This window comes from Paraburkholderia sp. D15 (assembly GCF_029910215.1).
Lineage (GTDB): Bacteria > Pseudomonadota > Gammaproteobacteria > Burkholderiales > Burkholderiaceae > Paraburkholderia.
Genome location: NZ_CP110395.1, coordinates 3,946,941 through 3,958,496, shown reverse-complemented (window position 1 = coordinate 3,958,496; position 11,556 = coordinate 3,946,941). Strand labels below are relative to the sequence as shown.

The window sequence follows — 11,556 nt, the reverse complement described above, 5'->3', positions numbered from 1 at the left end:
ATGAGCAGTATCGATCCGAAAAAATTCGGCAAGGTCGCCGTGTTGCTCGGCGGTGAATCCGCTGAGCGCGAAGTGTCGCTGACGTCCGGCCGCCTCGTGCTGCAGGGGCTGCGCGACGCCGGCATCGACGCGCATCCGTTCGATCCGGCCGAGCGTCCGCTCGCCGATCTGAAGGCGGAAGGTTTCGACCGCGCGTTCATCGCGCTGCACGGCGGTTATGGCGAGAACGGCCAGATTCAGGGCGCGCTCGACTTCTACGGCATCAAGTACAACGGCAGCGGCGTGCTCGGCTCGGCGCTCGGCCTCGACAAATTCCGCACCAAGCTCGTGTGGCAGCAGCTCGGCATTCCGACGCCGCCGTTCGAGACCGTGCTGCGTGGCGATGACTACGCGGCGCGTAGCCCGGACATCGTCGCGAAGCTCGGTTTGCCGCTGTTCGTGAAGCCGGCGAGCGAAGGTTCGAGCGTCGCGGTGATCAAGGTGAAGAGCGCGGACGCGTTGCCGGCCGCGCTCGCCGAGGCGGCGAAGTTCGACCGGATCGTCGTGGTGGAAAAGAGCATCGAAGGCGGCGGCGAGTACACCGCGTGCATCGCCGGCAATCTCGATCTGCCGCTGATCCGCATCGTGCCCGCCGGCGAGTTTTACGACTACCACGCGAAATACGTCGCGAACGACACGCAGTATCTGATTCCGTGCGGTATCGCGCCCGACGAGGAAGCGCGCCTGAAGGTGCTGGCGCGCCGCGCGTTCGAAGTGCTCGGCTGCACCGACTGGGGCCGTGCCGATTTCATGATGGACGCGCAGGGTAATCCGTACTTTCTGGAAGTGAACACGGCGCCCGGCATGACCGATCACTCGCTGCCGCCGAAAGCGGCGCGCGCGGTGGGCATCAGCTATCAGGATCTGGTTGTCGGCGTGTTGGCGCTGACGTTGCAGGACTAATTTGCAGCATTACGCGGGGCGACCCGAAAGCATCACCATGTGGAACAACGTTCGCCAGCTCAATTTCGCCGCCAACGCGCTGCACGCGTTGCTGGTGCTCGTGCTGCTGGCGGCGGGCGGTTACTGGCTGATCCAGCGCCCGAATTTCGCGCTGCGTGAGATACAGATCGACGGCGACACCGAGCACATCAATTCGCCGACGGTGCGCGCTGGGGTCGTCGGCCGGTTGAAGGGCAACTTTTTCACGGTGGATCTCGACGTCGCGCGGCAGGCGTTCGAGCAGATGCCGTGGGTGCGGCACGCGAGCGTGCGGCGCGTCTGGCCGAATGCGCTGGCTGTCACGCTGGAAGAGTACAAACCGCTTGGGACGTGGGGCAGCGATCAACTGGTGAGCGTGGACGGCGAACTGTTCACCGCGAATCAGGGCGAACTCGAGGAAGATCTGCCCGCGTTCGACGGCCCGGACGGCACGGCGAAGGAAGTCGTCGCGCGCTATCACGATTTTCAGAAGTGGTTCGCGCCGCTGGGCGCGACGCCGGACGAAGTGACGCTGTCGCCGCGTTATGCGTGGACGGTGAAGTTGTCGAACGGAACGCAGGTGGAACTTGGGCGCGAACGCAATCAGGACACGCTGCTCGATCGCAGCAAGCGCCTGACCGCGGCGTGGAGCGCGGTGACGCAACGTTGGGGAAAGGATATCGAGTATGCGGACTTGCGCTATCCGAACGGTTTCGCGATTCGTGCCGCTGGCATGCGCTTTATCAGCGAACCCGACAAGGGCAAGAAGTAAACGGACATCACACGCAATGAGCACGCTATGAGTAAAGACTATAAAGATCTGCTGGTCGCCCTCGACATTGGGACGTCGAAGGTCGTGGCCATCGTCGCCGAATTGAAGGGCGAAGGTCACTACGAGGTGATCGGCCTCGGCCAGAGCGAATCGAAGGGGCTCAAGAAAGGCGTGGTGGTGAATATCGAAGCCACCGTGCAGTCGATTCAGCGCGCTTTGGAAGAAGCCGAGCTGATGGCCGACTGCAAGATCACCAACGTCTTCACCGGGATCGCCGGCAGCCATATCCGCAGCTTCAATTCGAGCGGCATGGTGGCGATCAAGGAGAAGGAAGTCACGCAGACCGACGTGGCGCGCGTGATCGAAACGGCCAAGGCGATCAACATCCCGACCGATCAGCAGGTGCTGCATATCCTGACCCAGGAATTCATCATCGACGGTCAGGAGGATGTGCGCGAGCCGATCGGCATGAGCGGCATTCGCCTCGAAGTGAAGGTGCACATCGTCACCGGCGCGGTGAGCGCGGCGCAGAACATCGTCAAGTGCGTGCGCCGCTGCGGCCTCGAAGTGAACGATCTGATCCTGCAGCCGCTGGCGTCGTCGCTCGCGGTGCTGACCGAGGACGAGAAGGAGCTCGGCGTGGTGCTGGTCGATATCGGCGGCGGCACGACCGACATCGCGATTTTCAGCGAAGGCGCGATCCGGCATACCGCGGTGATTCCGATCGCCGGCGACCAGATCACCAGCGACATCGCGATGGCGCTGCGCACGCCGACGCCGGACGCGGAAGACATCAAGGTGGATTACGGCATCGCCAAGCAGGCGCTTGCCGATCCGGACGAAATGATCGAAGTGCCGGGTCTCGGCGAGCGCGGCCCGCGCACGCTGTCGCGCCAGGCGCTGGCGGCGGTGGTCGAGCCGCGCGTCGAGGAACTGTTTTCGCTCGTGCAGCAGGTGGTGCGCGAGTCGGGTTACGAAGAGCTGCTGAGCTCGGGCGTGGTGCTGACCGGCGGCGCGTCGATGATGCTCGGCATGGTCGAGCTGGGCGAGGACATTTTCCTGAAGCCGGTGCGCATCGGCGTGCCGGAATACGCGGGCGGTCTCGCGGACGTGGTGCGCAATCCGCGCTACTCCACCGCAATGGGTCTGCTCGTCGAAGGACGCTCGCAACGCATGCGCGGCCGCAAGGTCGCGGTGCAGTCGGGCTCGATGGGCCAGGTCTTCACGCGGATGAAGGACTGGTTCCTCGGCAACTTCTAATGGATTCGCCGCGAACGAGCGAACGGGTTTTCGGGTTTCGACAATACGCGCTGGTGCCGGCGGCCGGCGCGCGACAGAAGGTTGCCCGATCTTCTGCCGAATAACGGCCGAGTGGCTGTAAATTTTTTATCTTGACGGAGGCAACATGGAATTCCAGATGCTGGAAACCGAAACGAACGGCACCATCATCAAGGTGGTCGGAGTAGGTGGCGCTGGCGGCAATGCCGTTCAGCACATGATCAACAAAGGCGTGCAAGGCGTCGACTTCATCGTGATGAACACGGACGCGCAAGCGCTCTCGCGTTCGCGCGCGACCGCGGTGATCCAGCTCGGCAACACGGGTCTGGGCGCCGGCGCCAAGCCGGAAATGGGTCGCGCGGCAGCCGAAGAAGCCCGTGAGCGTATCGCCGATGCACTGCGCGGCGCGCACATGGTCTTCATCACGGCCGGCATGGGCGGCGGCACGGGCACGGGCGCGGCGCCGGTGGTCGCGCAGATCGCGAAGGAAATGGGTATCTTGACCGTCGGCGTGGTCAGCAAGCCGTTCGAATTCGAAGGCGGCAAGCGCATGCGCGTGGCGGAAGCCGGTTCGCAGCAACTGGAGGATCACGTCGACTCGCTGATCGTCGTTCTGAACGACAAGCTGTTCGAGGTGATGGGCGATGACGCCGAGATGGACAAGTGCTTCCAGTGCGCCGACGACGTTCTGAACAACGCTGTGGCCGGTATCGCGGAAATCATCAACGTCGACGGTCTGGTGAACGTCGACTTCGAAGACGTGAAGACGGTGATGGGCGAGCAGGGCAAGGCGATGATGGGCACGGCGACGGTCGCCGGTGTCGATCGCGCGCGTCTGGCGGCCGAGCAGGCTGTCGCGAGCCCGCTGCTGGAAGGCGTGGATCTGTCGGGCGCGCGTGGCGTGCTGGTGAACATCACGTCGAGCCGTTCGCTGCGTCTGTCGGAAACGCGCGAAGTGATGAACACGATCAAGAGCTACGCCGCGGAAGACGCGACGGTGATCTTCGGCGCGGTGTACGACGACGCGATGGGCGACGCGCTGCGCGTGACGGTCGTGGCGACGGGTCTGGGCCGTGCGGCGAAGAAGCAGCAATCGGCACCGATGACGCTGCTGCGCACCGGCACCGACAACCAGCCGATCGGCGGCATGCACCACACCGCCTACGCACCGGCTGCCGCGCAGGCGAGCACCGCCGACTACGGCGCGCTGGACACGCCGGCAGTGTGGCGTACCTCGCGCGACACGGCGGCTTCGCACGTGCAGGCGCTGCAGGAAAAGGGCGTCGATACGTACGACATTCCGGCGTTCCTGCGCAAGCAGGCGGACTGAGCGCACGGGCAGGCTTTCGTTGCCGCGCTTCTTTCGGAAGCGCTGGCGGACGAATGCACGAGCGTGGCGGGTGAACGGCGAACAGGCCGCGTATCGTTGGATTCGCGGTCAGGACAAGTGCCCTCTTCGGTTTTGCGAAGCGGATGGGGCGACTGTCGCCGCACGGCGCGGTTGGCGGGTATGGCCAGCTCGCGTGGTTGACTTCACTGCGACACGACGACGTGCGAGCGTGCTTCGCATCGATGCAAAGGACTGAGCATGATTCAGACAGGTGACAAGCTGCCCGACGCGACGCTCTTCGAGTTTGTCGAAGACGAGCGGGCGGGCTGCACGATCGGGCCTAACAGCTTCGACGTGCGCGAGCAGACGGCGGGCAAGCGCGTGGTGATCTTCGGATTGCCGGGCGCGTTCACGCCGACCTGCTCGGCCAAACACGTGCCGGGCTATGTCGAGCACGCCGGGCAGTTGCGCGCTGCCGGCATCGACGAAATCTGGTGCGTGTCCGTCAACGACGCGTTCGTAATGGGCGCGTGGGGACGCGATCAGCACGCCTCGGGCAAGGTGCGCATGATGGCGGACGGCAGTGCGGCTTTCACGCGGGCGCTTGGTCTGGAGCAGGATCTGTCGGCGCGCGGCATGGGAATCCGTTCCCAGCGCTACGCGATGGTGGTAGACGACGGCGTGGTCAAGACGCTGAATGTCGAAGCCGCCGGCAAATTCGAGGTCAGCGATGCAGCGAGTATTCTCGCGACGTTGAGCTAGTTACGCGGCGTCCCGGCCTTCGCTTCCAGCCATGCGCGCAGTACGCGTGGCGTCGGGGCAACGGTCTGGAAGACGCTTTTGTGACAGGCCGTTACGCGGGCCGATGACCGGAAACGCCTCCGTTCCGGACATCGGCCCGTCACGCTTTTCCTGATTGGCGCATGAGGGGTAATGCAGCGAAACAGATTGATACGTTCCGTGCAAAGACGCTCCTTAGGGTATTGGAGTATAATCCGCGCTATGGAATAAAAAGTCCCGATTGGGATTTTCAATCGAATAGAAGACCACCATGTTGAAGCAGCGCACTATTAAACAGATCGTCAAAACCGTCGGCATCGGCGTTCACTCCGGCCGTAAGGTCGAGTTGACGCTTCGCCCGGCCGCGGCGAACACGGGCATCGTGTTCTCGCGCGTGGATTTGCCCACGCCGGTGGAGATTCCCGCATCGGCTTTGTCGATTGGCGATACGCGCCTCGCATCGGTATTGCAGAAAGACGGCGCGCGCGTCTCGACGATCGAACATTTGATGTCCGCCTGCGCCGGCCTTGGCATCGACAATCTTTATGTCGACGTCACCGCCGAGGAAATTCCGATCATGGACGGCAGTGCCGCCTCATTCGTGTTTCTGATTCAGTCGGCGGGAATTGAAGAACAGAACGCGGCAAAGAAATTCATCAAGCTCACCAAACCGGTTGAGATTCGCGACGGCGATAAATTCGCGCGTCTCGATCCGTTCTTTGGTTTCAAGCTCAAATTCACGATCGATTTCCGTCATCCGGCCGTGGATAAGACCGGTCAGATGCTGGAAGTCGATTTCGCCAATACGTCGTATGTGCGGGAAATCGCCCGCGCGCGCACGTTCGGTTTCGCGCATGAAGTGGAAATGATGCGCGAATTGGGTCTGGCGCGCGGCGGCAGCATGGATAACGCGATCGTGCTGGACGAGTACCGCATTCTGAATAACGACGGTTTGCGCTACGACGACGAGTTCGTGAAGCACAAGATGCTCGACGCGATCGGCGACCTGTATGTGGTCGGTCATCCGTTGCTGGCGTCGTACACGGCGTACAAGTCGGGTCACGGCCTGAACAACGCGCTGCTGCGCGAGTTGCTGGCGCACGAAGACGCGTACGAAATCGTCACGTTCGACGATACGCAGAAGGCGCCGCGCGGCTTCGCGTATGAAACGCAGACGGCGTTCGCCTGATAGGCGAGAGTCGTCAAGCTCGTTGAAGAACGGGCGCTGGTTTGAAAAAGCCCCTGTCAGTCTATGACTGACAGGGGCTTTTCTTATCGCGTCGCGATTTGAGTCGATTGGGTGTGTAAGCGACTCAATTCCTGAGGCGATACGAGTGCCCGCCGCAACCGCTCTTACGAGAACAGCGCGCGAAGCCCTCTTTCAACGATTCCGCCGATGCCGGGCCGCCATCCTGGCCAGCGCTTCCTGCAACGGCGACGGCGCCAACTGCTCGCTCAGCGTCTGCAGCGCCTCGGCGCCGGCCGGTGTCATGCGGGCCTGCTTGACCGGTGGCGGCGGCTTGACCGCCTGCGGCCGCACGCGAATCCGCAACGCGTTGACGTGCCAGCCGCGCTGCTGCAAGTCCGACAGCAGGCGCGGCTCCAGATGCCGCAGACGCGCCGCGAGCGCGTTATGCGCGGCAAACAGCGCCAGCACGCCCTCCTTGATGAAACCCGGCTCGACGCTGGTCGCCAGATAATCCGGCAACAGCGCGCGCAAGTCCTTCTCCAGCGCGGTGATCTGCTCGACGCCGGCGCGCAGGGCCGCGAACGCATCCGTGCGACCGAGTACCTCGGAGACGGGCTGCGGGCGTCGTGCCTTGAACTGCTGCGGCGATCTTGAAAAGGACGGGGAACGGCTCATTTTTGAAGGTAGCGGCGTGTTCGCACCCCATGCGCGTTCACGCCGCGATTGTACCGCGCGGGCAAGCGCGCGAACCCGTCCGATGCGACCCGCCAAAGACGGTTGCCGTGGCGTCGGAAAGCCCGGCCGCCGTCTTTCTGCTGACACAGGCGCGGCCGGGGGCGCGTGCTAAAATGCCCGATTCGAATTCACTCCTGGACTAAGCCGCCGAGGCCCTTCCGACCCCGGAGCGCACGTGCATGAAATCCGCACGCGCGAACCAGCCGAAGCCGCGACGCAGACAACGATCCGATGACCACCGGTTTTCTACAGAAGATTTTTGGCAGCCGTAACCAACGGTTAGTCAAGCAATATCAAAAGACCGTCGCGGCGATCAATGCGCTCGAACCGCAGATCGAGCAATTGACGGATGATCAACTGCGCGCCAAAACGGGTGAATTCCGCCAGCGCGTCGCGAGCGGCGAATCGCTCGACAAGATCCTGCCGGAAGCCTTCGCGGTCTGCCGCGAGGCCAGCAAGCGGGTGCTGAAAATGCGCCACTTCGACGTGCAGTTGATCGGCGGCATGGTTCTGCACTACGGCAAGATCGGCGAAATGCGTACCGGCGAAGGCAAGACGCTCGTCGCCACCTTGCCGGTGTACCTGAACGCACTGTCGGGCCGCGGCGTGCACGTCGTCACGGTGAACGACTATCTGGCCCAGCGCGACGCCGAGTGGATGGCGCGCCTCTACAACTTCCTCGGTCTGTCGGTCGGCATCAACCTGTCGCAGATGGATCACGGCGCGAAGCAGGAAGCCTACGCCGCGGACATCACGTACGGCACGAACAACGAATTCGGCTTCGACTACCTGCGCGACAACATGGTCTACGAGACCGACGCGCGCGTGCAGCGGGCCCTGAATTTCGCGGTGGTCGACGAGGTCGACTCGATCCTGATCGACGAAGCCCGTACCCCGCTGATCATCTCCGGCCAGGCCGAAGATCACACCGAACTCTACGTGCGCATGAATGCGCTGCCGCCGCTGCTCGAACGCCAGATCGGCGAGGAGAAGGCGGACGGCACCGGCGTCGAAAAGCCGGGCGACTACACGCTGGACGAGAAAGGCCGCCAGGTGTTCCTGACGGAATCTGGCCACGAAAAGGCCGAGCGTCTGCTCGCCGAGTGGGGTCTGATCGGCGAGGGCGAAAGCCTGTACGCACCGCAGAACATCACGCTGATGCACCACGTGTACGCGGCATTGCGCGCCCACACGCTGTTCTTCAAGGACCAGCACTACGTGGTGCAGAACGGCGAGGTCGTGATCGTCGACGAATTCACGGGTCGTCTGATGTCGGGCCGCCGCTGGTCCGACGGCCTGCACCAGGCGGTCGAGGCGAAGGAACACGTGAAGATTCAGAGCGAGAATCAGACGCTCGCGTCGATCACGTTCCAGAACTACTTCCGCATGTACGCGAAGCTGGCCGGCATGACCGGTACGGCCGATACCGAAGCGTACGAATTCAACGAGATCTACGGTCTCGAAACGGTCGTGATCCCGACCAACCGTCCGCCCAAGCGGATCGACAAGCAGGATCAGATCTACAAGACCGCCAAGGAACGCTACGACGCGGTGATTCGCGACATCCGCGATTGCTACGAGCGCGGTCAGCCGGTGCTGGTCGGCACCACGTCGATCGAAAACTCGGAATTGCTGTCGCATCTGCTGAAGCAGGCCGGTTTGCCGCACGAAGTGCTGAACGCCAAGCAGCACGCGCGTGAAGCCGAGATCGTCGCCGAAGCGGGCCGTCCGAAGCGCATCACGATCGCCACCAACATGGCCGGTCGCGGTACCGACATCGTGCTCGGCGGCAACGCCGAAAAGCAGGCATCGTTCATCGAACTGGACGAAACGCTGGCCGAAGACGACAAGCAACGCCGCATCCAGAAGCTGCACGACGAATGGCAGGCGCTGCACGATCAGGTGAAGGCCGCGGGCGGTCTGCACATCATCGGTACCGAGCGTCACGAGTCACGCCGTATCGACAACCAGTTGCGCGGCCGTGCCGGCCGTCAGGGCGACCCGGGTTCGTCGCGCTTCTATCTGTCGCTGGAAGATCCGCTGCTGCGCATTTTCGCGGGCGACCGCGTGCGCGCGATCATGGACCGCCTGAAGATGCCGGAAGGCGAGGCGATCGAGGCCGGCATCGTGTCGCGTTCGATCGAATCGGCGCAGCGCAAGGTGGAAGCGCGCAACTTCGACGTTCGCAAGCAATTGCTCGAATACGACGATGTGTCGAACGATCAGCGCAAGGTGATCTATCAGCAGCGCAACGAATTGCTCGAAGCGAACGACATCACTGAAACCATCGGCGCAATGCGCGGTGGCGTGATTGCCGATATCGTTCACCAGTTCGTGCCGGCCGGCAGCATCGAGGAGCAGTGGGACGTGCCCGAGCTGGAGGAAGTGCTGCGCAACGAATGGCAGCTCGACCTCGCGATCCAGGAAATGATCAACGAGTCGAACTCGATCAGCGCGGACGAAATCCTCGAAGCGGTCGAAGCCGCCGCCGACGAAGCGTACGAAGCGAAGGTCGAACTGGTCGGCCGCGAGTCGTTCAGCGCGTTCGAACGCTCGATCATGCTGCAGACGCTGGACCGTAGCTGGCGCGAACATCTGGCCGCGCTCGATCACCTGCGCCAGGGCATCCATTTGCGCGGCTATGCGCAGAAGAACCCGAAGCAGGAATACAAGCGCGAGGCGTTCGAACTGTTTGCCGCGATGCTCGACGCAGTGAAGCTCGAAGTCACCCGCGTGGTGATGAACGTGCAGATCCAGTCGCCGGAACAGCTGGAGCAGGCCGCCGAGCAGATGGAAGAGCAGGGCGGCCATCTGGAGAACGTCGAGTTCCGTCACGCCGAATTCGCCGAAGCCGCATCGGCTGCGCCTGCCGCGGAAGCGGCCACGGCCGCGATGATCGGCGACGCCATGGGGCAAGGCGCGGCGTCGCAGCCGGCGCCGAACGCGGACAACGTGCCGAAGGTCGGCCGTAACGATCCGTGCCCGTGCGGCAGCGGCAAGAAATACAAGCAGTGTCACGGCAAGATCGTCTAATGCCGAAAAGCGGCGCGCTCCCGGGCGCGCCGCGTCGTTTTACGTGGAGCTTCGCCGTTCCGCCAGGTGGTGCTTCATTGGTTTCATCGAGCGCTGCGTCGTAGCGCTCCAGTAGATTTCGCGGTGGCTCGGCACCCTGTCCGAGGCATCAGTTTGCTATCCCCGATGCCGGCGCCTGCCGGCATTTTCTTCGACAGGTCGCGACCATGGCTGTCAATTTCCCCTCGATCGATCCCGCTCAACTCCATCCTGTCGCCGGCGTCTCGCTGGGCTGGGCGGAGGCGAATATCCGCAAGCCGAACCGCAAGGACGTGCTGGTCATTTCCGTCGGCGAAGGCGCCACGGTCGGCGGCGTGTTCACGCAGAACCGCTTCTGCGCGGCGCCCGTCACCGTCTGCCGTGAGAATCTGGAGCGCGTGCGCGCCGGTGGCAAGCCGATCCGCGCGCTGGTGATCAACACCGGCAATGCGAACGCGGGCACCGGCGAACCGGGCATGGTCGCGGCGCGCGAAACCTGCGCGGAGCTCGCGCGTCTTGCGGACATCGCGCCGGAACAGGTGCTGCCGTTTTCGACGGGTGTGATTCTGGAACCGCTGCCGGTCGATCGTCTGAAGGCCGGTTTGCCGGCCGCGCTGGCCAATCGGAAGGAAGCTCACTGGTACGACGCCGCGCAGGCGATCATGACGACCGACACGCTGCCCAAGGCCACCTCGCGCCAGGTCCAGATCGACGGCCATACGGTGACGCTGACGGGTATCAGCAAGGGCGCCGGCATGATCAAGCCGAACATGGCGACCATGCTGGGCTTCCTCGCGTTCGACGCCACCGTCGCGCAGCCGGTGCTCGACGCGCTGGTCAAGCACGTGGCGGACCGCTCGTTCAACTGCATCACGATCGATGGCGATACCTCGACCAACGATTCGTTCATCCTGATCGCGTCGGGCAAATCGAGCCTGCCGGCGATCACCTCCACCGACTCGCCCGCTTATGCAGCGCTGCGCGACGCGGTGACCGAGGTTGCCCAGACGCTCGCGCAGCTGATCGTGCGCGACGGCGAAGGCGCGACCAAATTCATGACCGTGCACGTGGAAGGCGGTTCGAGCGCCGGCGAATGCCGCCAGATCGCGTACGCGATCGGCCATTCGCCGCTCGTGAAGACGGCCTTCTATGCATCGGATCCGAACCTCGGCCGCATTCTGGCGGCCATCGGTTATGCCGGCGTGGACGATCTCGACGTCGGCAAGATCGATCTGTATCTGGACGACGTGCTCGTCGCGACCGCTGGGGGCCGCAATCCGGCCTACCGCGAAGAAGACGGCCAGCGCGTCATGAAAAAGAGCGAGATCGGCATTCGCGTGGTGCTCGGCCGCGGCGATGCGCAAGCCACGATCTGGACTTGCGATCTGTCGCACGACTACGTGAGCATCAACGCCGACTATCGCTCGTAACCGGGTTCATCACGCGGCCGCGTCGGCCGCT

At 63.5% G+C, this 11,556-nt stretch carries 9 protein-coding genes; 8 read left to right on the top strand and 1 reads right to left on the bottom strand.

The window, feature by feature from the left end; translation table 11 throughout:
• The 6 genes from LFL96_RS17185 (at window position 1) to lpxC (ending at window position 6,309) form a co-directional block, all read left to right on the top strand.
• Window positions 1-942: a D-alanine--D-alanine ligase gene (locus LFL96_RS17185; RefSeq protein WP_280996411.1), complete on the top strand. Its 942-nt coding sequence runs from the start codon at window positions 1-3 to the stop codon at window positions 940-942.
• A 37-nt stretch (window positions 943-979) separates the two neighbouring features.
• Entirely contained in the window at window positions 980-1,732 is a 753-nt protein-coding gene (locus tag LFL96_RS17180; RefSeq protein ID WP_280996409.1) for a cell division protein FtsQ/DivIB, read from the top strand.
• A 27-nt stretch (window positions 1,733-1,759) separates the two neighbouring features.
• On the top strand, window positions 1,760-2,992 hold the full coding sequence (ftsA, locus tag LFL96_RS17175) for a cell division protein FtsA (RefSeq protein ID WP_007180311.1): 1,233 nt from the start codon (window positions 1,760-1,762) through the stop codon (window positions 2,990-2,992).
• Between the two features lie 145 nt (window positions 2,993-3,137).
• Window positions 3,138-4,340, top strand: a complete 1,203-nt coding sequence (gene ftsZ, locus LFL96_RS17170) for a cell division protein FtsZ (RefSeq protein WP_280996406.1) — start codon at window positions 3,138-3,140, stop codon at window positions 4,338-4,340.
• A 258-nt stretch (window positions 4,341-4,598) separates the two neighbouring features.
• Window positions 4,599-5,102, top strand: coding sequence for a peroxiredoxin (locus LFL96_RS17165; RefSeq protein WP_280996404.1), 504 nt, complete (start codon window positions 4,599-4,601; stop codon window positions 5,100-5,102).
• 289 nt (window positions 5,103-5,391) lie between these two features.
• Complete coding sequence (gene lpxC / locus LFL96_RS17160; protein WP_280996403.1) at window positions 5,392-6,309, top strand: UDP-3-O-acyl-N-acetylglucosamine deacetylase; 918 nt, start codon at window positions 5,392-5,394, stop codon at window positions 6,307-6,309.
• 192 nt (window positions 6,310-6,501) lie between these two features.
• Here the strand turns inward: lpxC and LFL96_RS17155 are convergent, their stop codons facing one another.
• On the bottom strand, window positions 6,502-6,984 hold the full coding sequence (locus tag LFL96_RS17155; RefSeq protein ID WP_280996402.1) for a DciA family protein: 483 nt from the start codon (window positions 6,982-6,984) through the stop codon (window positions 6,502-6,504).
• A gap of 291 nt (window positions 6,985-7,275) precedes the next feature.
• On the opposite strand from LFL96_RS17155, the gene secA reads away from it, so the two are divergent.
• A complete protein-coding gene (secA, locus tag LFL96_RS17150; RefSeq protein WP_280996401.1) occupies window positions 7,276-10,077 on the top strand; it encodes a preprotein translocase subunit SecA in 2,802 nt (933 codons plus the stop codon).
• 206 nt (window positions 10,078-10,283) lie between these two features.
• Window positions 10,284-11,525 carry a bifunctional glutamate N-acetyltransferase/amino-acid acetyltransferase ArgJ gene (gene argJ, locus LFL96_RS17145; protein WP_280996400.1) on the top strand — a complete coding sequence of 414 codons (1,242 nt, stop codon included), beginning with the start codon at window positions 10,284-10,286 and terminating at the stop codon, window positions 11,523-11,525.
• Window positions 11,526-11,556 lie beyond the last annotated feature (31 nt).